Source organism: Zwartia sp. (assembly GCF_049655405.1).
GTDB lineage: Bacteria > Pseudomonadota > Gammaproteobacteria > Burkholderiales > Burkholderiaceae_B > Zwartia.
Genome location: NZ_JBASJR010000003.1, coordinates 188,503 through 212,353, shown reverse-complemented (window position 1 = coordinate 212,353; position 23,851 = coordinate 188,503). Strand labels below are relative to the sequence as shown.

The 23,851-nt window shown below is 53.6% G+C and carries 19 protein-coding genes; 4 read left to right on the top strand and 15 right to left on the bottom strand.

The features are described 5' to 3' along the window. Positions 1–10: 10 nt before the first annotated feature. From pstC to ppk1, 3 genes are all read right to left on the bottom strand, one after another. Positions 11–997: a phosphate ABC transporter permease subunit PstC gene (gene pstC / locus WBJ47_RS02280; protein ID WP_422245022.1), complete on the bottom strand. Its 987-nt coding sequence runs from the start codon at positions 995–997 to the stop codon at positions 11–13. Between the two features lie 109 nt (positions 998–1,106). Continuing rightward, the gene (gene pstS / locus WBJ47_RS02275) at positions 1,107–2,132 is read right to left on the bottom strand and encodes a phosphate ABC transporter substrate-binding protein PstS (RefSeq protein WP_422245024.1); all 1,026 of its coding nucleotides are present in this window, start codon (positions 2,130–2,132) and stop codon (positions 1,107–1,109) included. Positions 2,133–2,238: 106 nt separating this feature from the next. Continuing rightward, positions 2,239–4,311, bottom strand: coding sequence for a polyphosphate kinase 1 (gene ppk1 / locus WBJ47_RS02270; RefSeq protein ID WP_422245026.1), 2,073 nt, complete (start codon positions 4,309–4,311; stop codon positions 2,239–2,241). Between the two features lie 169 nt (positions 4,312–4,480). Between ppk1 and ppx the strand changes: the two genes are divergently transcribed. Beyond that, complete coding sequence (gene ppx / locus WBJ47_RS02265) at positions 4,481–5,968, top strand: exopolyphosphatase (RefSeq protein WP_422245027.1); 1,488 nt, start codon at positions 4,481–4,483, stop codon at positions 5,966–5,968. 7 nt (positions 5,969–5,975) lie between these two features. On the opposite strand, the gene glmM is transcribed toward ppx, so the two are convergent. The 4 genes from glmM to WBJ47_RS02245 all read right to left on the bottom strand — a co-directional run bounded on the left by glmM (position 5,976) and on the right by WBJ47_RS02245 (position 10,926). Further along, positions 5,976–7,328, bottom strand: a complete 1,353-nt coding sequence (gene glmM, locus WBJ47_RS02260) for a phosphoglucosamine mutase (RefSeq protein WP_422245029.1) — start codon at positions 7,326–7,328, stop codon at positions 5,976–5,978. 1 nt (position 7,329) lies between these two features. Next, positions 7,330–8,169, bottom strand: coding sequence for a dihydropteroate synthase (gene folP / locus WBJ47_RS02255; RefSeq protein WP_422245031.1), 840 nt, complete (start codon positions 8,167–8,169; stop codon positions 7,330–7,332). Between the two features lie 19 nt (positions 8,170–8,188). Then, positions 8,189–10,084: an ATP-dependent zinc metalloprotease FtsH gene (gene ftsH / locus WBJ47_RS02250; protein ID WP_422245032.1), complete on the bottom strand. Its 1,896-nt coding sequence runs from the start codon at positions 10,082–10,084 to the stop codon at positions 8,189–8,191. A 206-nt stretch (positions 10,085–10,290) separates the two neighbouring features. Beyond that, on the bottom strand, positions 10,291–10,926 hold the full coding sequence (locus tag WBJ47_RS02245) for an RlmE family RNA methyltransferase (RefSeq protein WP_422245034.1): 636 nt from the start codon (positions 10,924–10,926) through the stop codon (positions 10,291–10,293). 18 nt (positions 10,927–10,944) lie between these two features. On the opposite strand from WBJ47_RS02245, the gene WBJ47_RS02240 reads away from it, so the two are divergent. Next, a complete protein-coding gene (locus WBJ47_RS02240) occupies positions 10,945–11,550 on the top strand; it encodes a YhbY family RNA-binding protein (RefSeq protein WP_422245035.1) in 606 nt (201 codons plus the stop codon). Positions 11,551–11,679: 129 nt separating this feature from the next. On the opposite strand, the gene greA is transcribed toward WBJ47_RS02240, so the two are convergent. From greA to WBJ47_RS02215, 5 genes are all read right to left on the bottom strand, one after another. Next, positions 11,680–12,156, bottom strand: coding sequence for a transcription elongation factor GreA (gene greA / locus WBJ47_RS02235; RefSeq protein ID WP_422245036.1), 477 nt, complete (start codon positions 12,154–12,156; stop codon positions 11,680–11,682). A gap of 137 nt (positions 12,157–12,293) precedes the next feature. Next, complete coding sequence (locus WBJ47_RS02230) at positions 12,294–13,040, bottom strand: ABC transporter ATP-binding protein (protein WP_422245037.1); 747 nt, start codon at positions 13,038–13,040, stop codon at positions 12,294–12,296. Then, positions 13,033–13,815, bottom strand: a complete 783-nt coding sequence (locus WBJ47_RS02225) for an ABC transporter ATP-binding protein (RefSeq protein ID WP_422245038.1) — start codon at positions 13,813–13,815, stop codon at positions 13,033–13,035. The genes WBJ47_RS02230 and WBJ47_RS02225 overlap by 8 nt, the downstream gene beginning before the upstream one ends. Beyond that, complete coding sequence (locus WBJ47_RS02220) at positions 13,812–15,695, bottom strand: ABC transporter permease (RefSeq protein ID WP_422245039.1); 1,884 nt, start codon at positions 15,693–15,695, stop codon at positions 13,812–13,814. The genes WBJ47_RS02225 and WBJ47_RS02220 overlap by 4 nt, the downstream gene beginning before the upstream one ends. Before the next feature lie 18 nt (positions 15,696–15,713). Beyond that, complete coding sequence (locus WBJ47_RS02215) at positions 15,714–16,874, bottom strand: ABC transporter substrate-binding protein (protein WP_422245169.1); 1,161 nt, start codon at positions 16,872–16,874, stop codon at positions 15,714–15,716. A gap of 246 nt (positions 16,875–17,120) precedes the next feature. On the opposite strand from WBJ47_RS02215, the gene WBJ47_RS02210 reads away from it, so the two are divergent. After that, positions 17,121–17,894 (top strand): ferredoxin--NADP reductase, encoded by a 774-nt coding sequence (locus WBJ47_RS02210; RefSeq protein WP_422245041.1) that lies wholly within the window; start codon positions 17,121–17,123, stop codon positions 17,892–17,894. Between the two features lie 47 nt (positions 17,895–17,941). Continuing rightward, positions 17,942–18,589: a histidine phosphatase family protein gene (locus WBJ47_RS02205; protein ID WP_422245043.1), complete on the top strand. Its 648-nt coding sequence runs from the start codon at positions 17,942–17,944 to the stop codon at positions 18,587–18,589. A gap of 46 nt (positions 18,590–18,635) precedes the next feature. Here WBJ47_RS02205 and WBJ47_RS02200 read toward each other — a convergent pair whose 3' ends face one another. The 3 genes from WBJ47_RS02200 to carB are packed head-to-tail and all read right to left on the bottom strand — an operon-like array spanning position 18,636 to position 23,848. Further along, entirely contained in the window at positions 18,636–19,409 is a 774-nt protein-coding gene (locus tag WBJ47_RS02200; RefSeq protein ID WP_422245044.1) for an SDR family oxidoreductase, read from the bottom strand. Between the two features lie 3 nt (positions 19,410–19,412). Continuing rightward, positions 19,413–20,585, bottom strand: a complete 1,173-nt coding sequence (locus WBJ47_RS02195) for a CaiB/BaiF CoA transferase family protein (protein ID WP_422245045.1) — start codon at positions 20,583–20,585, stop codon at positions 19,413–19,415. Positions 20,586–20,608: 23 nt separating this feature from the next. Next, positions 20,609–23,848, bottom strand: coding sequence for a carbamoyl-phosphate synthase large subunit (carB, locus tag WBJ47_RS02190; RefSeq protein WP_422245046.1), 3,240 nt, complete (start codon positions 23,846–23,848; stop codon positions 20,609–20,611). Positions 23,849–23,851: the final 3 nt, after the last annotated feature.

Genomic DNA, 23,851 nt, shown 5'->3' with positions numbered 1-23,851 from the left:
TTGTGATTCATTATGTCTTTGCCCCTTGAGCGCGCTCAGTACGCATGATCATGACCTTGGCGATGCCAAGCACGACGAAGGTGATGACGAACAAGAGAAAGCCAAGCGCAAACAACGTGGCCAAGTGGAAATCATCGGCCTCACCAAACTCATTGGCCAAGGTCGATGCAATCGAGGTACCCGGCGCAAATAATGACTCGCTAATACGTTGTGAGTTTCCGATCACAAAAGTCACCGCCATCGTTTCACCCAATGCGCGTCCCAGGCCAAGCATAATGCCGCCGATGACGCCTTTTTGGGTATAGGGCAATACGATGTAACGAACCACCTCCCACGTTGTGCAGCCCAGACCATAAGCGGACTCGCGCAAAATCGGCGGGACAATCGCAAACACATCGCGCATCACCGCAGCGATAAAAGGCAAGACCATAAAGGCCAAGATAATGCCGGCAGCCAACAGGCCAATACCATTCATCGCACCACCAAACAAAGGCCCGATCAAAGGCATCTGTCCGAGCGTGGACTGTAAGGCGGGCTGACCGTACTCGGCAAAGAGTGGCGCAAAAATAAACAATCCGAACATGCCGTAAATAATCGAAGGCACCGCGGCCAACAATTCAATGGCGGTACCGAGTGGGCGGCGCAACCAGGTCGGGCACATCTCGGTTAAAAACAGGGCGATGCCAAAGGCCAGAGGCACGGCAATCACAAGTGCAATGACAGAGCTCACCAGCGTGCCATAAATGGCGATCGCGGCTCCAAAATCTTCGTTAATAATGTCCCACTCTTCCGTCCAGATAAAACTGATACCGAACTTTTGAAAAGCTGGCCAGGCGCTGATCATCAGCGACACCAAAATGGCTGCTAAGGCGACCAACACCAACACTGCAAACAACATCGTGACTTTATGAAACAGAAAGTCCTGAATACGCTGCTTTTTGACCACCGCCATCATGCGGGGGTCCAACATGCCGCTCGTCGTTGGGGGCGTACCCATCCACTACTCCTTAGAACCGAATGTCCAGACCCACCGGGCCTGGACAGTCTGATTTGAGACTTAAACCTTCATCTCAGCTTGTATAGAAGCTTACTATCGAAACTGAAGCTTAGTTCTTGATCTGTGACCAGACTTTAGCTGCGATTTGCTGTGTCAAGACGTCTGGCAGCGGCACGTAGTCCAAATCCAGAGCCAGCTGCTTGCCGTCTTTGAAGGCCCAGGTAAAGAACTTGATGGCGTCCTTGGAGAGAGCCTTGTCTGTAGGCTCTTTGTACATCAAGACAAACGAAGCACCCGTGATTGGCCAAGCAGCATCGCCCTTTTGCTCAACCAAGGAAATACCCATACCTGGCACGCTGAACCAATCTGCACCGGCTGCAGCTGCAGCAAAGGTTGACTCGCTTGGATTGACGTATTTGCCGTTCTTGTTCAACAACTGAAGGTGTGTGATGTTGTTTTTCTTGGCGTAAGCGAATTCTACGTAGCCAATCGAACCTTTCACGCGTGTCACGTTAGCAGCGACGCCTTCGTTACCTTTACCACCGACTGAACTGCCAGCGGGCCATTTGACTGCAGCGCCCTTACCAACTTTATCGGCCCACGCTTTGCTGACTTCGTTCAAGTAGTCAGTGAAAATGAAGGTTGTACCGGAGCCATCGGCGCGGTGAACAACAGTGATCGACTGATTAGGCAGAGTTTTGCCTGGATTGAGCGCCGCGATTTTGGGGTCATTCCATTTTGAAATAGTGCCCATGTAGACGTCAGCCAGCACTTCACCAGAAATCTTCAGCTCACCGGGCTTGAAACCTTCGAGGTTGACCACAGGCACTACGCCACCAAGAATGACCGGGAACTGAACCATACCGTCTTTGTCGAGCTGCTCACCCTTGACTGGGGCATCCGAAGCACCGAAAGTCACGGTCTTGGCGCGAATCTGACGCAAACCACCTGATGAACCAATCGACTGATAGTTCAAACCAACGTTTTCGATTTTTTTGTAGACTTCAGCCCATTTGGCGAAGATTGGATAAGGGAATGTAGCGCCAGCACCAGTAATGTCGGCAGCTTGCACAGACAGGGCGGCAACGCTCATGGCGATACCTGCTGTCACGGAAGTCAGTACGCGTTTGATCATTTTTAATCCTCAACAAAGCTATAAAAAAGTAGGTCTTCATTTGCTACAGAAGTCATCTTAAAGAGCCAAGATGACGGATTTGTGACAAATCAGACCTTTTGAGGTCTCAGCCCAACTTTTCCATTAAATGTTGATGTAATGAAAATGGTGCCCGGCGATTGCGAATCAACTCATATGTACCATCTGGTAGCTGTAGCCAAGCCCGCTGATTATCACGCAGAGCTTCCGTAAACGCCTCATCAATGACACGCTTTTTGAGCAAAGGATCATTCACGGGAAAGGCAATCTCGACACGCCTGAAGAAATTGCGATCCATCCAGTCTGCAGAGGAAAGATAGACGGACTCAGCGCCTTGAGCATAAAAATAAAAAACGCGAGAATGCTCTAAAAAACGTCCCACAATCGACCGCACGGTTATATTTTCGGATAAGCCCGCCACGCCGGAACGCAGTGCACAGACGCCGCGCACGATCAGATCGATCTTGACGCCGGCCTGGCTGGCTTTGTAGAGCTCTTGGATCACCACAGGCTCAAGCAATGAATTCATTTTTGCCATGATCCGTGACTTTTTACCCGCACGTGCAGCCCGTGTTTCAGCGCGAATCATGCTGATGACCGTGCTGTGCATGGTGAAAGGCGACTGCAGCAACATTTTTAATTTTCGTCGCTCCCCCAGCCCGGTCAGCTGAGAAAATACCTGATCCATGTCGTCGCAGAGCTTGGGATCGGCCGTCAACAGACCAAAGTCTGTATAAAGACTGGCGGTACGCAAATGATAGTTGCCGGTTCCCATGTGTCCATAACGACGAATACGTCCCTTTTCACGCCGCAGCACTAAGGCCATCTTGGCGTGCGTTTTGTGTCCCACCACACCGTAGACGACGTGCGCGCCGACCTCTTCGAGGCGAGCCGCCCAATTGATGTTGGTTTGCTCATCAAAGCGCGCCATCAACTCTACGACAACGGTCACTTCTTTACCTGCCTTGGCTGCCGACAGCAGCAAATGCATGAGCTCCGAATCCTCACCCGTGCGATAGATCGTTTGTTTGATCGCCACCACATCAGGGTCGATTGAGGCTGCAGTCAAAAAATCCAGAACGGGCGTAAAGGACTGATACGGGTGGTGCAGCAAATGATCTTGCTTTGCAATCGCCTCAAAAATTGCTGAAGAACGATTCGGCAAATTATTAAATGGCTTAGGAATCTTTCCCTGAAACTCGGAAAACAACAACTCGGGCGCTTTAACAATATTACAGATTTGCATCAAACGCGCGACGTTGGCGGGACCATTGACGCGATAGGTATCCTCCGCTGTCAGCGAGAATTCTTTTTGTAAAAAAGCCTCGATATGCGGAGGTGTATTGTGATCAATCTCTAGGCGCACAGCGGAGCCAAAGTTGCGCTGCGAAAGCTCACCTTGCAGGGCTTGGCGCAGGTTGGTCACTTCTTCTTCGTCGACAAACAAATCGCTATTGCGCGTCACGCGCCATTGGTAACACCCTTCCATATGCATGCCAGGAAATAAGTCCCCAACAAAGGCGCGCAAAAATCCAGTCAGCAAAATGAAACCATGCGGATGACCAGAGACTGCGGGCGGCACTTTGATCAAGCGCGGTAACGCTCTGGGAGCCTGCACAATCGCAATGGTGGCCTTTCGACCAAAGGCATCTGCACCAGACAAAGGCACAATGAAGTTCAGACTCTTGTTGTAGACCCTTGGAAACGGATGGGCAGGATCCAAACCGATCGGCGTCAACAAAGGCATCACGTCGCGATGAAAAACCTCGCGTGCCCACTTTTTCTGCGCAGCGTTCCACTCGGCGGCCTGATGCAGCACCACGCCTTCAGCCTTGAGTGCAGGCAACACTTGCTCATTAAGCAAGGCGTATTGCCTGTCGACCAACACGTGAACGGCTTGCTGAACACGCTCGAACGCTTCTTCGGTTGTCAGGCCATCCGGGCCCATTAAATGAGGATGTTGAGCAATTTGCGCTTTCAGGCTCGACACCCTGATTTCAAAAAACTCATCCAGATTGGAGCCCACGATACAGACATAGCGCAAACGCTCAAGCGCCGGGGTATCAGGACGCTCCGCCATCGCCAAGACGCGCTCGTTGAATTGCAATAGTGATAATTCACGATTGAAGTAAAGGGGCTCAGCTTTTTTTCTGGCGGGCATGGGGGTGAAACCTGTGGATAAGTGAGGAGCGACGCTGTTCAGGGGCTATTCAGGGGCTGTTCAAGACATGATAGCGGCATTTTCGTGGGTAAAGCGTATCTCACGCATATGACAAACTTTTTACAAGATACCCTTTTATAATGGTGGAATCGCAATTTGGTTTAACTTTATGAAACACCTGTTGGCTGCAGTCGATCTTGGATCCAACAGCTTTAGGCTGTCGATTGGGCGGGTAGCCGAACAAAATGGCGCCAAACACATCTATCAGATCGACCGTCTAAAAGAAACCGTGCGCCTAGCTGCCGGTTTGGATGCCTCCAAAAACCTCAACCAAGAAGCCATCGACCGCGCGGTCGAGGTGCTGCAGCGATTTGGCGAGCGGTTACGGAGTTTTCACCCCGATCGTGTGCGTGCAGTGGCCACCAACACTTTTCGCGTGGCCCGTAACGTGGCCGATTTTCTACCACTGGCAGAGGCTGCGCTAGGCTTTCCAATTGAGGTCATTGCCGGGCGCGAAGAAGCACGACTGATCTATACCGGTGTGAGTCATACCCTTCCCATTTCAGCTGAAAAAAGGCTGGTGATCGATATCGGAGGCGGCTCCACCGAAGTGATTATCGGCAAGGGGGATGAACCCATCCTCACCTCCTCGCTCTATATGGGTTGCGTGAGTTTTAGCCAAAAATTCTTCCCTGGCGGACGCATTGATGCGCAGAGCATGAAACAAGCGGAGCTCGCAGCACGACGCGAAATCGAGGTCATCACCAAGCCCTACAGAAAGATGGGCTGGGACATGGCGTATGGCTCCTCTGGTACCGCCAAAGCTCTACTTGCCATTTTGACCGACGGAAAGCTCACCACGGGTGGCATCACCCGAGACGGGCTGGATCGACTCAAGGCCAAACTGATTCGCGCAGGTCGGGTCGTCACAAGCGATTTACCTGGCATCAAGGTGGATCGCACGGACGTGCTGACTGGCGGCTTGGCGATCATGAGTGCATTTTTTGATGAAATGCGCGTCGACACCATGACAACGGGCGATGGCGCGCTGCGTTTAGGCGTGCTGGTCGACTTGGCCGGCCGCGAAGAGGCGCATGATCGCCGTGACGAATCTGTCACCGCCTTTATGAAACGCTATCACGTGGATCCCCGCCAGGCTGCCCGAGTCAAACGCACAGCACTCAGTCTCTTTGAAAGCTTGTTTCCAGACCGCGGCGAACAAGATGAGTTGAGACACACATTGAGCTGGGCTGCCGATCTGCACGAAGTCGGCCTATCGATTGCTCAAGCCGGCTATCACAAGCATAGCGCTTACATTTTGAACAATGCGGACATGCCGGGGTTTTCTCGGATTGATCAGTTGCAACTCGGCCTGTTGGCGCTTGTTCACACTGGCAAGCTCGCCAAATCCCAGCCTCTGGTAAAAAATCGCGACCAGTGGCTCACTATTTTGTGTTTGCGACTGGCTGTGCTGCTCTGCCGCCGTCGCGAAGATGTCACGCGTTTACCGCTCACTGTCAGCGTGCACGGCAACTCTATCGTGTGCAAGGTCGACAAAAAATGGCTCGCCACACACCCACTCACCGACTTTTCGCTGCACGGCGAAGAGTCTGAGTGGGGTAAGGTCGGCTTTGACTTTGAATTGATTCTGGTTTGAGACAGGTTTAGCTGAGGTTGACGGCTGTGAGCATGGCAATGCCCTGCTCCACCAGACTGTCATCCTCTGCTTCGACCATCAACCGTAATTTAGGCTCTGTACCCGACGCACGAATCAACACGCGGCCGCGCTCTCCGAGCATATGTTCGACCTGAGCTTTTGCCGCGACTAAACCGGCATGCTCAGCCCAACTTTTGCCGGGGACCCAAGGAACGTTGACCATCGTCTGGGGATACATTTTGAGCGCTTGCAACCACTGAGACAAAGACTCACCACTGCGCTGGAGCGCGGCGAGTACTTGCAGTGCCGCCACGATGCCATCGCCGGTCGTATGCGAATCCAGACACAACAGGTGTCCAGAACTTTCACCACCATACAGCCAGCCACGATTGCGCAATTGTTCGAGCACGTAGCGATCGCCGACTTGAGCACGTTCAAAAGGGATACCCAGTGTTTTGAACTGTTTCTCCAGTCCAAAGTTAGTCATCAAGGTGCCGACAACACCTGCGACAGGGCCGCGCGCCAAACGCTCACGGACCACCGCAAACAGCAACTCGTCACCGTTAAACACTCGACCCGTTGCATCCACCATTTGTAAGCGATCTGCATCGCCATCCAGGGCGATACCGAGATCGGCGCCGCGCGCCTGGACTTCAGCAGCGAGTCCTTCGGGATGCAATGCGCCTACGTTTTTATTGATGTTGAAGCCATCTGGCGATACACCGATGGCATGGACCTCGGCACCCAACTCACGAAACACGTGTGGTGCAATGTGATACGCCGCACCATTGGCGGCATCAATCACAAGCTTGAGACCTTTCAAATCCAAGTCGGAGGGAAAGGTACTTTTACAAAACTCGATGTAGCGGCCAGGCGCATCGTCAATCCGGCGTGCTCGACCTAGTTTTTCAGAGGGCACGCAAACCATGGGCTGATCAATCGCCGCCTCAATCGCGGCCTCGGTTTCATCAGGAAGTTTCATCCCTTTGGAGGAGAAAAATTTGATGCCGTTGTCATGGTAAGGATTGTGGGAAGCACTAATCACGATGCCTGCGACCAAGCGCCACGTACGGGTCAGATAGGCCACCGCGGGGGTGGGTAAAGGACCTGCCAGCAAAACCTCCACACCGGCGGACGCAAAGCCCGCCTCAAGCGCAGACTCAAGCATATAGCCACTGATGCGGGTGTCTTTACCAATCAAAACAGTCGGTCGACCACCACGTCCGTTCGCACTGTCATGGCCTTGAGACAACACCTTGCCGGCTGCATAGCCCAGACGTAAAGCAAACTCCGCATTAATGACAGGGCCACCTGCGAGACCGCGCACACCATCGGTTCCGAAATATTTTCTTTTAGACATTTTATTTTTCCGCATTTTCTACAGCGTGCCAAACCGCCAAGGCATCCCGCGTCTCTCTCACATCGTGCACCCGCAACACTCGGGCCCCACGAAGCGCTCCCGCAAGGGCCGCAGCGATACTGCCAGACAATCTTTGATCAACCGGCTGCTCTGTGACTGCACCGATCATGGATTTACGTGACACACCTAAGACGACAGGATAACCCGCATCGACGATTGAGTTCAAATTGGCAAGTAGCTGATAGTTTTGCTCAACGGTTTTACCAAAACCAAAACCGGGATCCAGGCTGATCCGTGAGGCTTGAACACCCATTGTCTCGAGCAGTTGGGCTTGTTGGATCAATTCAGATTTAATGTCTTGCACGACATCGTTGTAGTGCGGCTTGTCTTGCATGGTGCGAGGCTCGCCCTGCATATGCATCAAACAGACGCCACACTGACCGTGACGAGCCACGATACGTTGAGCTGATGGGTCGCGCATACCGGTGACGTCATTGATGATGTCCGCCCCCATATCCAAGGCCGCTTGCATCACCTCTGGCTTGCAGGTGTCCACTGAAATCGCCACACCGCTGTGCATGAGTGCTTTGATCACAGGCAACACTCGCCCAAGCTCATCTTGCACGGAAACTGCTAAAGCACCTGGGCGCGTGGACTCGCCTCCAATATCCAGGATGTCCGCACCCTCTTGAATCAGTGTATGGGCATGACGAATCGCCGACTCTGTGCGAGCGTGCAGACCACCGTCCGAAAAAGAATCCGGGGTGACATTGACGATACCCATAAGAATCGGGCGCTTGAGTTGAAACTCGAAGCGCCCGCATACCCAGCGTTCTGACATTGTGCTCAGCACTTACGCTTTAGACAACAGCAGCCGGATCAGTGGTCGTACCCGGCGTGGTTCCGCTAGTTGGAGGTGCTCCAGTCGAATCCAGCGGTGCCTCAGGCACTTTGGGTGGACGTGGTGGACGACCTTCGATGATGTCGTTGATTTGATCCGAGTCGATCGTTTCCCATTCGAGCAAGGCTTTGGTCATCACTTCGACTTTATCGCGGTTGTTTTCAAGAATCGCACGCGCCACTTTGTACTGCTCATCAATGATTTTGCGGATCTGGTTATCCACTTTTTGCATGGTGTCTTCGGACATATTGGTGGTCTTGGTCACACTACGACCCAGAAACACCTCGCCTTCGTTGTCGGCATAGACCATAGGGCCCAACTCAGTCGTCATGCCATAACGCGTCACCATGTCACGGGCAATCGCAGTTGCACGCTCAAAGTCATTGGAGGCGCCCGTCGTCATTTGATTCATGAACAACTCTTCGGCAATACGACCACCAAACAGCACAGCAATCGTGCAAAGCAGACGCTCTTTGTCCATGCTGTAACGATCACCCTCAGGCAATTGCATCGTCACACCCAGCGCACGACCGCGAGGAATGATCGTGATTTTGTGCACAGGATCTGTCTTGGGCAACATACGCGCCACAATCGCATGACCTGACTCATGATAGGCCGTGTTGCGACGCTCTTCTTCGGGCATCACGAGTGAACGACGCTCGGCACCCATCATGATTTTGTCTTTTGCTTTTTCAAAATCAGACATGTCAACGGTGCGGCCGTTGCGGCGTGCGGCAAACAATGCGGCTTCGTTGACCAAGTTCGCCAAGTCAGCACCGGAAAAACCAGGGCAACCGCGGGCCAAGACGTGGGCATTGACGTTTTGTGCCAAAGGCACTTTGCGCATGTGCACGTGCAAGATCTGCTCGCGACCGCGGATATCAGGTAAAGGCACGACCACTTGACGATCAAAGCGACCTGGGCGAAGCAAAGCTGCATCCAAGACGTCTGGACGGTTGGTCGCTGCAATCACAATGACACCGACACCCGTCTCAAAACCGTCCATCTCGACCAAAAGCTGGTTGAGGGTCTGTTCGCGCTCATCATTACCACCACCGAGGCCCGCGCCACGCTGGCGGCCGACGGCGTCGATTTCGTCAATAAAGATAATGCAAGGAGAATGCTTTTTGGCATTTTCGAACATGTCGCGCACACGTGAGGCGCCGACACCGACAAACATCTCAACGAAGTCTGAGCCTGAAATACTAAAGAAAGGTACCTTGGCCTCGCCGGCAATGGCCTTGGCCAACAGCGTTTTACCTGTACCGGGCGAACCCACCATCAGCACGCCACGCGGAATATGACCGCCTAGTTTTTGAAACTTGGTGGGGTCGCGCAAGAAATCGACCAGTTCCTGAACGTCTTCTTTGGCCTCATCGCATCCTGCAACGTCTGCGAAGGTCACCACGTTCGTGGACTCGTCCAGCAGTCGGGCACGGGATTTACCGAAACTGAAGGCACCACCCTTGCCGCCGCCCTGCATCTGACGCATGAAAAATACCCATACGCCGATCAGCAGCAACATTGGGAACCACGAAACAAAGATACTCATCAGGAATGAGGGTTCTTCGCGAGCTTTGCCAGAGACCTGAACGCCAGCTTTCATCAGATCCGACACCATCCAGATATCGCCGGGCGAAGTCAAGGTGTAGGGGCGACCAGAATCAGGCGTGACGTGGAGCACATCGCTCTGCACATCCACCTTGCGGATTTTGCCAGCCTTGGCGTCATCCATGAACTGGGTGTAACTGACCGAGTCTTGGGCGGGCGCACGGCTGTCGAACTGTTTAAACACCGTAAACAGAACCAGCGCGATCACCATCCAGACTGCAACTTTAGAAAACGAATTATTCAAGGAAGATCTCCTGCTTGTCATTCCTACAAGCGTTAACCCTTTGTGAGGGAATTTCGCGATTCAGCTATTTGTAATTCTACTCCGTTCTGAGCCTGCCCTCAGTTCATTCCCTACGCACCTGAGGGATCAAAAGTTAAGCAAAATCAAAAGCTACACAAACAAATTGGACGCCGTGACGCGATCAGCACACCACCGAGCTGACGTGCCTATTTCTTAAGACCCTTGGCGATCAGAAAAGTTTCAGAAGAACGATCACGTGATGCTTTGGGTTTTCGTTCGACTACGCGCTTGAAATGGCGCTTGAAGCTCTCTACCACTTGGGAAAAACCACTTCCGTGAAACGCTTTGACGATGAGTGCTCCCTCAGGTTTGAGGTGCATCAGCGCAAATTCAAGGGCTAATTCGATCACAATTTGAATCCGGGCCGCATCGGCCATGCCCACACCAGATAAATTGGGTGCCATATCCGACATCACCAAATCTACCTTAGTGTCGCCGAGCATCGCGTTAAGAGTGTTCAGCACCTCTTCTTCGCTAAAGTCTCCCTGAAGAAACTCTACGCCCGCAATGGGTTCCATGGGCAAGATGTCCATGGCCAAGATCCGCCCATCGATCACACCCGCCTTGCCCACCAGCCTTTCACGCGCGACTTGAGACCAGCTTCCAGGGGCTGAACCCAGGTCAACAATCACATCGCCCCGCCGCATGAGCTTTTCGGCGTCAAGAATTTCGGTTAACTTGAAGGCCGCACGGGCACGATACCCTTTTTGCGTGGCTAATTTGACGAATGGGTCGTTGATGTGTTGCATCACCCACTCTTTTGAAAATTTGTTCTTGGCCATTCCCGTACAATCTACCTTATGACTATTATGGAACTTACCCCACGCGAACGCAGCGCCCTTCGTGCTGCTGCCCACCCACTGCGCCCTGTCGTCCTGATTGGAGACAACGGCCTGACTGAGGCAGTACTAAAAGAAATCGATCTAAACCTGTCGGCCCACGAGCTCATCAAAGTCCGTGCTGGCACAGCAGATCGAGAGGCGCGCGAGGAAATGCTCAGTGCAATCTGCGAGGCACTGTCTTGTGCCGCCGTACATCATCTGGGCAAGATGCTGATTTTGTACCGTTATGGCGCAAAAGGCACCTACCTCAAGACTACACCTGCACCGACTTCGCCTGCTAAACGCAAACCCTCCGAACCTCACACACCTAAAAAGCTCGCTGCCGAAGGCAAAAAGCTTGAAAAACCTTCTCGCCGCACACGCGCCGAGCGGGATGGCGAAGAGGATCTGGATCGCCCTCGCGTATTTTCTGGCGACCGTCCTGCACGCCCAAGCACGCGTGCAACAGGTGCTAAGGATACCGCACATGGCATCCCACGTCGTAGCGCACTGTCGTTACGTGCGGGAGCACGTCGTGGCGCAGCGGGATTGACGTCTCGCAAACGCCCGGCACCTAAGCGTTAACGGACGTTGCGCTTGCTGTCACGCCGACCGCAAAACACACTGTAAAAAATAAACCTTTAAATTTAAAACGCCTCGATGCACCAAGCATCGGGGCGTTTTTTTTGCATAACAAGTATTTCTGTCAAAAGATCAGAGATATTTGATGCTGACGATCTCAAACTCACGAATGCCAGAGGGTGCCTGCACCTGTACGACATCACCCTCGTATTTGCCGATCAACGCGCGGGCGACCGGGCTCGAAACAGAAATGAGGTTGGCGCGAATATCGGCCTCAACGTCGCCCACGATCTGGTAGGTGACCTTTTCGCCCGACTCGAGATCCTCGATCTCAACGGTTGAGCCAAACACGGCGCGACCATCAGCATCAATTGCTGTGGGATCAATGAGCTGAGCGTTGGACAAGGTGCCATCGAGCTCGCTGATGCGGCCTTCGATAAAACCCTGACGTTCGCGTGCGGCGTCGTACTCGGCGTTTTCAGACAAGTCGCCCTGAGCGCGCGCCTCTGCGATCGCGTTGATCACAGCAGGACGTTCGACGTGTTTGAGGCGATGCAATTCGGCTTGCAAGCGCTCGGCCCCGCGCACGGTAAGAGGAATAGTGGCCATGGTATTTTTCCCAAAAAACAAAACCCCGGATCGATGCGAAGCCGGGGTGGTGATCAAGACTCTATTGTGAGCAAAGTTGGCAGCAAAAGCAAGCGGCCAAATCAAACAAGGCTGCAGTGCCTTGGCCTGCCTGCTTTTTACATCGTCAAATAATCCTGTTTGACCTGTTCAAGCTGGTCAAGCTCTGCCAGCGTACCGGCGAAACGAATGTGGCCTTTTTCAAGCAGATACACGCGATCGCACACCAAGCGTGCAAAGTGGAGATTCTGCTCAGACAGCAAAATACTGACACCTTGGCGCTTGAGCGCAAGGATCATGTGCACCATCTGCTCCACCACAATGGGAGCGACACCCTCGGAGGGCTCATCGAGCAACACCAAAAAAGGATTGCCCATCAGGGTGCGGGCCACGGTCAGCATTTGCTGCTCACCACCACTCATTTGTCCACCCAGTCTCTCCGGCATGGCAGCCAGATTAGGAAACAGACCAAACACACGTTCGACTGTCCACGCGGGCGCTGCATCACCCTCCGGCCAGCGACGTGGCGGCTGTCGTCCAACGGCTAGATTTTCAAGCACGGTCAAATCGGTAAAGATCCGTCGATCCTCAGGCACAAAGCCTAGACCAGACGAAGCAATGCGATAAGAGGGTTGCTTAGAAATGTCACGCCCCATCCATGTGACAGATCCCGCGCGACGCTCCAGCAAGCCCATGAGCGTCTTGAGCGTGGTCGACTTGCCGGCCCCGTTGCGCCCCATCAAGGCCACAACTTCGCCGCGCCTGACCTCAAGATTGATGTCAAACAGGATTTGCGCGGCACCATACCAGGCGCACAAATTTTCAGCTGTTAATAACGCAGGTTGATTGCGGTCTGGCTCAAGCATGCGCGCCCCTCTTGTCTTCATGCGTGGTAAAGGTCGCCCCTGTTCCAAAGTAGACGTCTTGAACCAGCGGGTCGCGACGAACTTCGGCGGGCGTGCCTTGCGCAATCAAGCGTCCCCGCGCCAACACAATCACCCGATCTGCAAAGGCGAACACCACGTCCATGCTGTGCTCGGTAAAGAGCACGGCAATATTTTGCTCAAGCACTAAACGTTTAGTGAGTGCCATTAAGGCGTGGCGCTCTTGGGGAGCCATGCCAGCGGTAGGCTCATCCATCAGTAGTAATGTTGGCTCATTGGCCAGCGCCATGGCGAGCTCGACACGTTTGACATCACCATACGCTAACGCACTACAGGCGCGCTCCGCTTGCTCTGCCATGCCGACCTGGTGGAGGAGTTCTCGGGCTCGGTCTAGATACAGCGCGCGTGCAGGTTTGAGAAACGAAAACAAACGTCGCTGATGCGACAGTAGCGCCATTTGCACATTTTCCAACGCAGTCAGTGAGGAAAAAGTCTCTGCAATCTGAAAGGTCCGACCAACACCCATTCGCCAAATGTCGCGCGGCGCTAGGCCAAGCAACTCATGCTCAGATAAACGTACTGAGCCTCGGTCGGCCCGCAATTGTCCGTTGATCATATTGAATGTCGTCGTCTTGCCTGCGCCATTGGGACCGATCAGGGCCAACAGCTCGCCCGGGCGGATCGAAAAACTGACGTCATCGACTGCGGCTAAACCACCGAAAGACTTTCCCAGATCCTTGACCGTCAGCAAGCTCATCGGGCACCCTGTCGAGTAAAGAGGCGGCGCGCGGCTCCCGCAATGCCCTCTGGAAATAACAATACCAATAACAAAATAATGGCACCCAACATGGCGCGCCAATATTCGGTGTTGCGCGCAACCGTATCGTGTAGCCAAGTAAACGATAGTGCACCCACAATCGGCCCCGATAAGGTTTGAATCCCGCCAAGCAACACCATCACCAGGCCATCGACGGACTTGCTGACATGTAATACCTCGGGCGAGATACTTCCTTTTGAAAAGGCGAATAACGCGCCCGCCAAGCCCGCAAACCCACCCGCAATCATGAAGGCAAACCATTGCATACGCTTGACGTGAATACCGATGGCATCTGCCCGCAAGGCTGAGTCTCTCGCCGCACGCAGCGCATAACCAAACGGCGCATGGAGCATGCAGCGTAACCACCACACTGCGGCGACGACCAAGGCCAGCGTCAACCAGTAGTAATGCTTTTTATCCGTTAACCACTGGGCGGGCCACACTCCGGTCAGACCATTGCTGCCGCCCGTGAAGCCATCCCATTGAAACACCACGGCCCAGGTGATCTGCGCAAAAGCGAGCGTCAGCATGGCAAGGTACACGCCAGACAGGCGCACGCTAAACCAGCCAAACAAACCCGCACCAAGGACCGCCACGACAGGTGCGAGCAACAATGCCCCCTCCATGGGCACCCCTGCATACTTTAAAAGTAAAGCCGCCCCATAGGCCCCCAAACCAAAATAGGCGGCATGCCCAAAGGAATGCATGCCAGCGGGTCCCATGATGAAATGCAAGCTCGTCGCAAACAGAACAGCCACCAGCAAATCAATACTCAAAATCGTCACATAAGGCGAGGACTGCGTCAGCCAAGGCAAGGCGACAAGCAAGGCAATTCCTACTCCCCACAGTCGCAAGCTCCAGACCCCTGACGCCCGCAAAGGCGCTTCGGCTTGGGCAACCTGTCGCGCAGGTGGCTGGGGTCGACCAAGCAGTCCCCAAGGCCTGAGCATGAGCACCGTTGCCATGACTAAAAACTCCACCACGAGCGTCAGTTTAGAAAAAGAAATTTCAACACCAAAAATGGTGACGATCCCTAACCATATGCAAATGGCTTTAATTTCTGCAATCAGTAACGCCGCCACAAAAGCCCCAGGAATGGAGCCCATGCCACCGACCACCACCACCACAAAAGCGGCGCCAATAATATTGAGATCCATCTCCAGGCTAGCGGGTTCGCGCGGAAGCTGAAGTGCTCCCCCTAAGCCCGCAAGTAAGGCACCGAGTGCAAACACGCTCGTAAACAACCAAGCCTGGTTGACGCCAAGTGCAGAGACCATTTCCCTGTCCTGGGTTGCGGCACGCACATAGGTGCCCCAACGCGTTCGGGTCAGCAACAGCCACAACAAGCCAAGGAGGACAGGCCCCAACACAATCAGTAGCAAATCGTAAGAGGGAAAACTACGCCCTAAAATTTGCACCGCGGATTTAAAGCCTGGCGCACGCGGACCGAGCAGCTCTTCTGGTCCCCATATCCACAAGACGGCATCTTTGATGACAAGCACGAGCGCAAAGGTGGCCAGCAACTGAAACAACTCTGGTGCTCGATAAATGCGACGCATGAGGGTCATTTCAACCAAGGCGCCAAGCACGCCTACAACAAGCGGTGCTGCGAGAAGTGCGGGCCAAAACCCGATCGTGGCAGAAAATTTAGCAACAAAACTGTATGCGACATAAATGCCCACCATGAAAAAAGAACCGTGGGCAAAGTTGACAATGCGAGTCACGCCAAAGATCAACGATAGCCCGGCCGCCACCAAAAACAATGAGGAAGCGCCGGCCAGACCGTTTAAGAGTTGAACAATGAAACTAGCAAAATCCATACGATGTGGTGAGCGTGTTTAGTCAGCCGGTCGAAGCTTTTTAACCTCGGCGGCGGTTGGCAAAAATCCTGTGCCGTCCATGTAACGAAAATCTACCATCACCCCTTTGCCGCCGTCATTTTTCGTACGGCCAACATAGCTGCCCATGGTGGACTGGTGATCCTCAGGGCGGTAGGTGATCGGTCCGAAAGGCGTCATCAGTTGCAAACCGCTAAAGGCAGTGATCAAGGCTTCAGTATCAGTACCTTTGGCCTTTTTGATGCCCTCTGCGAGCGACATGATGGTGCTGTAACCGATCACAGAACCCAGGCGCGGATAGTCTTTAAAACGTGCCTGGTACGCCTTGAGAAAGGCCTCGTGCTCTGGAGTCTTGATGCCATACCACGGGTAGCCCGTCACTAACCAGCCCTCAGGGGTCTCGTCTTTCAAAGGATCGAGGTACTCAGGTTCTCCGGTCAACAAACTCACGACTTCACGGCCTTTGAACAAGCCACGCGTGTTGCCTTCACGAACAAATTTTGCAAGATCCGCGCCGAACAGCACATTGAAAATGGCATCAGGCTTGGCGTCGGCGAGAGCCTGTACGACACTCCCTGCATCAAGCTTACCCAAAGGGGAAGCCTGCTCTGCGACGAACTCGACATCAGGCTGCGCCGCCTTCATGAGCGTTTTAAACGTGGCAGCGGCGGACTGGCCGTACTCGTAATTGGGATAAACGATCGCCCAGCGTTTCTTTTTCGTCGCGGCCGCTTCGGGCACTAACATCGCGACCTGCATGTAGGTAGAGGTCCGCAAGCGGAAAGTGTAGCGATTACCGTTTTGCCAGACGATTTTGTCCGTCAACGGCTCACTCGCCAGAAAAAATACCTTTTTCTGTTTGGCAAAGTCAGTCAAGGCTAACCCGATGTGTGACAGAAACGAGCCCGTCAACACATCGACTTTGTCGCGAGAAATCAGCTCTTCAGCCACACGCACCGCATCACCCGGATTTGCATTGTCGTCACGGGTAATGAGCTGCACTTTTTTTCCGTTCAGACCGCCTGCCGCATTGATCTGTTCGACCGCAAGCTCCATGCCTTTTTTATAGGGCTCGAGAAAGGCGGGTTGCGCCTTATAGCTATTGATTTCACCAATTTTGATGGTGCTCTGTGCAAGCGTGGCGGACGAAAACGCCAACATTGCGCAAGCTTTTAACAGCAAACGGGTCCACTTCATTGGATTCTGCACACTCATGACTTTTCCTCTGACAACATTTCAACATTGCGGCGAAAGACTATTGCGAAGGAACACTATAGCCGCCTCAGCAAAAAACTTTAACCAAATTGAGCTCGGGATGCGACTTAGCCTGACATATCGGTCAACTTGACTAAGGATCTGCATCATATTTGTTATAGTTTTTTTTTGTCAGTCATAAAGAACATCCGCATGAGTGCCTTTAACGAAGAAAAAGTCCTGAGTGTGCACCACTGGACAGACCGTCTCTTTAGCTTTACGACCACGCGAGACCCTTCACTAAGATTTAGCAATGGTCATTTCACAATGATCGGTTTGCGGGTGAACGACAAGCCCCTCTTGCGCGCTTACAGCATCGCAAGCGCTAACTACGAAGAGCATCTCGAGTTTCTGAGCATCAAAGTCGAGGACGGTCCCCTGACCTCGCGCTTGCAACACATTCAGGTCGGTGATTCGATCGTGGTGGGGCGTAAACCCACCGGCACCTTACTGATCGACTATCTGTTGCCTGGCAAGCGTCTGTATATGTTTGCTTCTGGCACGGGTTTGGCGCCCTTTTTGAGCGTGATTCGTGACCCCGAGACGTATGAAAAGTTTGAAGAAGTGATCTTGGTGCATGGCGTACGCGAAGTTGCCGAGCTTGCCTATCACGACTATTTGACCCAAACATTGCCTGAGCATGAGTTTTTGGGTGAGATGGTCCGCAAACAGTTGCGCTACTACCCGACCGTGACACGCGAAGCGTTTACCCATACGGGACGGATCACCACGTTGATCGAAAACAGCAAGCTTTTTACTGATCTGGGTGTACCAAGCTTGGATCGCGAACAAGACCGAATCATGATTTGTGGCAGTCCTGAGATGCTGCGTGACCTTAAAAAGATGCTCGAAGACCGCAACTTTAAAGAAGGCAATACGACTCGGCCCGGTGACTTTGTGATTGAGCGTGCTTTCGCCGAGCAATGATGTCGGGCAGTACACTGAACGTTCTATTTTGAGTATGGATGCACAGCATGACTGAAATCTGGCTAGTTCGGCACGGAGAAACACCCTGGAACGTTGTGCGTCGCGTTCAAGGATGGGAAGATATCGGGCTGAATGACAAGGGCATTGAGCAAGCACAGTCGCTCGCGCGTCACGTTAAACAGCTGACTGAGTCAGGCACGCGTCTGGATGCTATTTACAGCAGTGACCTCAAGCGCGCGCATCATACGGCAAGCATCGTGGCCGACGCTGTCGGCCTGCCGGTCGCGATTGAGCCTGGTGTGCGTGAGCGTCATTTTGGAGTCTTGCAAGGCTTGATCTTCCATGAGATGGATCAACACGAGCCCGAGGCTGCCAAGGTCTGGCGGAGCCGCGATCCGGAGGCAGAACTGCCCAAAGGCGAATCTCTCGGGGTCTTTCACCAACGTGTCGTGGGCGCACTGAATCAGTTGGCTCAAAAACACGCTGGGGAGCGCGTGATGGTGGTCAGTCACGGCGGTGCGATGGATATTATTTGGCGGCATGCCAGCCAAGTGGGCTTACAAGCCACGCGCGATGCGCCACTTCTCAATGCCAGCCTGAATCGTCTGCGCATTTCGCCAGAACGTTGGGAAATCTTAAGCTGGGGTGAAGTTGCGCATTTGGATGGTGCCGCCCAAAGCGATGTGACGCCCTGACCTGTTTTGACGATCAATGTACCCGTCAATCTGCGCGCAATGGCGGTTAAGGCTGGCGGGGCTGACGGGACATGCGGGGTTTTCGAGGCGCATTGACGGCCATCTTGTCGTAGAGCCAATTCGGGAGCATGCGCATGATTTTTCCGACAATTCCCATCTGCCAGGGAATCACCACATAAGAATCTTGACGTGCGACCGCCCGCGCCGCTCGGGTGGCAAAGACCTCCGCATCGAGCAAGAAAGGCATGCTGTAAGGATTTTTAGCCGTCATCTCTGTTTTGATGTAGCCCGGGGCAATCGTCACCACGCCCACAGCAAAAGGTTTGAGTTCCAAGCGCAAACTTTCACAATAGGTGGTCACGGCCGACTTAGAAGCACTGTAGGCACCGGCACCGGGGAGGCCTCGCACACCGGCGACCGAGGCAATCCCAACCAAGGTCCCTGCTCCGACCTGTTTCATGTGAGGGACAAAAGGCTCGAAGGTTGAAACGGTCGCCAAAACGTTAGTCTCAAAGATCGCTTTGAACACGTCAAAATCATCTGTTTGTTCGGTCAGGGTTCCGGCGCTGATCCCGGCCGATGCGATCACAATATCGACCCGCCCGACTTTTTGTATGAAGTCTGCGGCCGCCGCGTGCAAGGCCTGACGCTCACAGACATCGACCACATAGAGGTGATGCGATCCGGGCAAGGTCGCGACGAGCTCTCTGAGCCTTTCACCCCGACGCGCCAGCAAACCCAGCACGTGACCCTGCGCGGCATAGTGCCGCGCCAAGGCTGCACCCAGACCGCTACTGGCACCCGTGATAAAGACGGCCACGACTTAGCGACCAGCCTGTTTCACAACACCAGACGCGATGAGTTGCTCGATCGTCTCCTGGGACAGGCCTAACTGCTCAAGAATCTCAATCGAATGCTCACCAATCCGCGGTGAGCTCTCAACAGGGCGACGGTGGGGATGAATCGGTATTCCGATGTAGGGCAACATTCCAACGCCTGGTTGATCGAGCTGCTGGGCCAAGTTGAGGTGAAGCGCTTGAGGATGATTGAGCACACCTTGGTAATCACGTACCACGGCATGCAGCACATCGTGCTTTTTAAACAAAGCAACCCAGTGCTCGGTCGAATGATGACGCAGTTGTTGGCTCATCTCTTCGCGCAAGGCGTCTCTGTTTTCAAAACGATTGTGATTATCGATAAAACGCGGATCGGTTTTCCACTCGTCTCGACCCATCGCATCACAGATATTGTGAAAGTGTCCCGTGTGAACGGTCACGATCGACACCTTGCCGTCTAAGGTGTCAAAGACGCCGTTGGGTGCACTGACAGAACCGAAAGGTCGTTTGCCTGCGATTGCTTCCTCAAGAAAACACATGCCTTGAAATGAGGCACAGGCCTCGAACAGACTGACCTCGACATGCGTGCCTTGCTTGCGCGCCAAACGCTGGTATAGAGCCGTTGCAGCACCTTGCGAGGCATACAAACCTGTCATGATGTCGGCCACCAACACCCCCATCCGCCTGGGCGTGCCCTGCTCATCCTGATTGGAGAACATCAAGCCACTATCGGACTGCATGACGGAGTCTGTCGCAGGGGCATCCGCGTAAGGGCCATCCGGACCGTAACCACTAATCGAAACATAGATAAGCTCAGGCTTAAGCTTGGAGAGCTCCTCGTAGCCAACACCGAGTCGCTGCGCGACACCAGGACGAAAGTTTTGCACGATCACATCCGCTTGCATCGCCATGTCATACAAAATTTTCTTGCCGTCCTTTGTGCGTGCATCAAGCGCAAGCGCTTTTTTGCCTGCACTATTCTGAATGCCGTAAGCGCTATGTTCACCCTTGCTGACACCGATGGAGCGAATCCAGTCTCCCGCAGGGGGTTCGACCTTGATCACGTCAGCACCCTGTTGCCACAGGATATGTGCGCAATAAGGCCCCGCGATGCCCTGGCTGATGTCTAAAACACGTAATCCGGTGTAGGGAAGAATCATCAGCCAGTCTGCCTAAGGTGAGGTTAAGAAGCGAGCGAGCGGTGCAAGTCCTGCAGTGAGTAAACCTTGATACCGAGACCTTCACGCAGGTATTGCATACCCTCAACGGCGGCAAGTGCACCCGCGATCGTTGTGTAGTAGGTCACGCGTGCTGCCAAGGCTTGGGTACGGATCGCACGTGAATCGGTGATCGCATTGCGGCGCTCCTCGACCGTGTTGATCACAAGCGCAATCTCGCCATTTTTGAGCATATCCACGATATGCGGGCGACCTTCGGCGACCTTGTTGACCAGGGTCACGGGAATCCCCGCCTCTTGAATCGCAGCCGCTGTACCGCGTGTCGCGACAACTTTGAAGCCCAGCGCATGCAGACCGCGTGCGACATGAACCGCCTTGGGCTTGTCAGCATTTTTCACGCTGATAAAGACCGTACCGGACTCAGGCAAATTGACGCTCGCAGCCATTTGGGATTTGACAAAGGCCTCACCAAACGTCTCGCCTACGCCCATGACTTCGCCCGTCGACTTCATCTCGGGTCCGAGAATCGTATCCACACCGGGGAACTTGACGAAGGGGAAAACGGCTTCTTTGACTGAGAAGTAATGTGGCACGACTTCTTTTGTAATGCCTTGCGAAGCCAATGTCTGACCCGCCATCGCGCGTGCGGCAATTTTTGCCAACTGCAAGCCTGTAGCCTTGGAGACGAAAGGAACCGTACGCGATGCACGTGGATTGACTTCAAGCACGTAAACGTCATCATTTTGGATGGCGAACTGAACGTTCATCAAACCTTTCACATTCAACGCGCGCGCCATCAGCGCGGTTTGACGCTTGATTTCCTCGGTCAACTCAGGGGATAGCGAGTATGGCGGCAAGCAACAAGCGGAGTCACCAGAGTGCACGCCAGCTTGCTCGATGTGTTCCATCACACCACCGATAAATACTTCTTGGCCGTCACACAAGCAATCCACGTCGATTTCGATTGCGTTATTCAAAAAGCGATCGAGCAAGACGGGTGAGTCATTACTGACTTTGACAGCCTCGCGCATGTAACGCTCGAGATCGGTTTGTTCGTGCACGATTTCCATCGCACGGCCACCCAGCACATAGCTTGGACGCACCACCAGGGGATAGCCGATTTCCTGGGCGTGATTGAGGGCTTCGCTTTCTGTACGCGCGGTACGGTTAGGCGGCTGACGCAAATTGAGTTTGTTGAGTAGTTTTTGAAAACGCTCGCGATCCTCTGCCACGTCGATGGACTCTGGGCTGGTACCGATAATCGGTGCACCGTTCGCCTCGAGTGCGCGTGCGAGTTTCAAGGGGGTCTGGCCACCATACTGAACAATAATGCCGACCGGCTTTTCCTTGTGGACGATTTCAAGCACGTCCTCAAGTGTCAGTGACTCAAAATACAGGCGATCAGAGGTGTCGTAATCGGTCGACACGGTCTCTGGGTTGCAATTGACCATAATGGTCTCGTAACCATCTTCGCGTAATGCCAGGGCTGCATGTACGCAGCAATAATCAAACTCAATACCCTGACCAATACGGTTGGGGCCACCACCGAGCACCATGATTTTTTTACGATTGGTGGGTTCAGCTTCGCATTCTTGCTCGTACGTTGAGTACAGGTATGCAGTGTTGGTGGCGAATTCGGCCGCGCAGGTATCGACACGCTTGTATACAGGGCGAACGTTGTACTGATGGCGCAACTTACGCACTTCGGCTTCGACTGTATCGAGCAGGAATGCCAAGCGTCGATCGGAGAAACCGCGGCGCTTAAGTTGCAAGAGTGTTTCAACGTCCAGATCTGCCAGAGTCCGCTGCTCGAGCGCCAATTCGATGTCGACAATTTCCTTGATCTGCGCAAGGAACCAAGGGTCGATTTTGGTGAGCTGATGCACCTCGTCAAGACTGAAGCCTTGAGCGAACGCATCGCCTACATACCAGATCCGCTCGGGACCGGGCTCACCGAGCTCGACCTGAATTTTTTCGCGATCAGTCGTCTTTTGATTGAGACCGTCAACACCAACTTCGAGGCCGCGCAAGGCTTTCTGGAAGGACTCTTGGAAGGTGCGGCCAATCGCCATGACTTCGCCAACCGACTTCATCTGTGTGGTCAGACGCGCATCAGCCGTCGGGAATTTTTCGAAAGCGAAACGTGGCACTTTGGTGACCACATAATCGATCGTCGGTTCGAAGGAGGCAGGGGTCGCACCGCCGGTGATTTCGTTTTTCAACTCATCAAGCGTGTAACCAACAGCCAAGCGAGCTGCAACCTTGGCGATGGGGAAACCCGTTGCTTTGGAGGCGAGCGCCGAGGAGCGAGACACACGTGGGTTCATCTCGATGACGATCATGCGACCGTTATCGGGATTGACGGCGAACTGTACGTTCGAGCCTCCGGTATCCACGCCAATCTCGCGCAACACCGCGATCGAGGCGTTACGCATGATTTGATATTCTTTGTCGGTCAGCGTTTGTGCAGGCGCGACCGTGATGGAGTCACCGGTATGCACGCCCATTGGATCGAGGTTTTCGATCGAGCAAACGATGATGCAGTTGTCGACGCAATCACGCACGACTTCCATTTCAAACTCTTTCCAGCCGAGCAACGATTCCTCGATCAGCAGCTCGCTGGTGGGCGAGGCCTCGAGACCGCGACGGCAAATGGTTTCAAACTCTTCGGCGTTGTAGGCGATACCGCCACCGCTACCGCCCAAGGTAAAGCTTGGGCGAATGACAGCAGGGAACCCTGAAGTCCCAATTTCAATCGCGATACGCTTTTGAACTTCCCAAGCCTCTTCGAGTGTGTGCGCCACACCGGATTTAGCCGACTCGAGTCCAATCGCAGACATCGCGACCTTGAATTTTTGGCGGTCTTCGGCTTTTTCGATGGCGTGTGCATTCGCACCAATCAACTCGACGTTGTATTTTTTCAGTACGCCGTGCTTGTCGAGATCGAGCGCGCAATTGAGCGCAGTCTGACCACCCATCGTAGGCAAGACCGCATCGGGGCGCTCTTTTTCGATGATCTTTTCGACCACTTGCCAGGTAATGGGCTCGATATAGGTGACATCGGCGGTTTCCGGATCCGTCATGATGGTCGCAGGGTTGCTGTTAACCAAAATGGTACGGTAACCCTCAGCCTTTAAGGCTTTGCAGGCCTGTGCGCCGGAGTAATCGAATTCGCAGGCTTGACCGATGATGATCGGGCCTGCACCAATGATGAGAATACTTTTTAGGTCTGTACGCTTTGGCATGGT

Bases quoted from the DNA above. Each gene is read 5' to 3' on its own strand.
- greA (WP_422245036.1), bottom strand. From the start codon at position 12,156: ATGGCCACTATTCCTCTTACCGTGCGCGGGGCCGAGCGCTTGCAAGCC.
- WBJ47_RS02245 (WP_422245034.1), bottom strand. From the start codon at position 10,926: ATGGCCAAGAACAAATTTTCAAAAGAGTGGGTGATGCAACACATCAAC.
- pstC (WP_422245022.1), bottom strand. From the start codon at position 997: ATGGGTACGCCCCCAACGACGAGCGGCATGTTGGACCCCCGCATGATG.
- ppk1 (WP_422245026.1), bottom strand. From the start codon at position 4,311: ATGCCCGCCAGAAAAAAAGCTGAGCCCCTTTACTTCAATCGTGAATTA.
- WBJ47_RS02210 (WP_422245041.1), top strand. From the start codon at position 17,121: ATGAGTGCCTTTAACGAAGAAAAAGTCCTGAGTGTGCACCACTGGACA.
- WBJ47_RS02240 (WP_422245035.1), top strand. From the start codon at position 10,945: ATGACTATTATGGAACTTACCCCACGCGAACGCAGCGCCCTTCGTGCT.
- WBJ47_RS02225 (WP_422245038.1), bottom strand. From the start codon at position 13,815: ATGAGCTTGCTGACGGTCAAGGATCTGGGAAAGTCTTTCGGTGGTTTA.
- ppx (WP_422245027.1), top strand. From the start codon at position 4,481: ATGAAACACCTGTTGGCTGCAGTCGATCTTGGATCCAACAGCTTTAGG.
- folP (WP_422245031.1), bottom strand. From the start codon at position 8,169: ATGTCAGAACGCTGGGTATGCGGGCGCTTCGAGTTTCAACTCAAGCGC.
- WBJ47_RS02195 (WP_422245045.1), bottom strand. From the start codon at position 20,585: ATGATTCTTCCCTACACCGGATTACGTGTTTTAGACATCAGCCAGGGC.
- glmM (WP_422245029.1), bottom strand. From the start codon at position 7,328: ATGTCTAAAAGAAAATATTTCGGAACCGATGGTGTGCGCGGTCTCGCA.
- WBJ47_RS02220 (WP_422245039.1), bottom strand. From the start codon at position 15,695: ATGGATTTTGCTAGTTTCATTGTTCAACTCTTAAACGGTCTGGCCGGC.
- pstS (WP_422245024.1), bottom strand. From the start codon at position 2,132: ATGATCAAACGCGTACTGACTTCCGTGACAGCAGGTATCGCCATGAGC.
- WBJ47_RS02215 (WP_422245169.1), bottom strand. From the start codon at position 16,874: ATGTTGGCGTTTTCGTCCGCCACGCTTGCACAGAGCACCATCAAAATT.
- carB (WP_422245046.1), bottom strand. From the start codon at position 23,848: ATGCCAAAGCGTACAGACCTAAAAAGTATTCTCATCATTGGTGCAGGC.
- WBJ47_RS02205 (WP_422245043.1), top strand. From the start codon at position 17,942: ATGACTGAAATCTGGCTAGTTCGGCACGGAGAAACACCCTGGAACGTT.
- WBJ47_RS02230 (WP_422245037.1), bottom strand. From the start codon at position 13,040: ATGCTTGAGCCAGACCGCAATCAACCTGCGTTATTAACAGCTGAAAAT.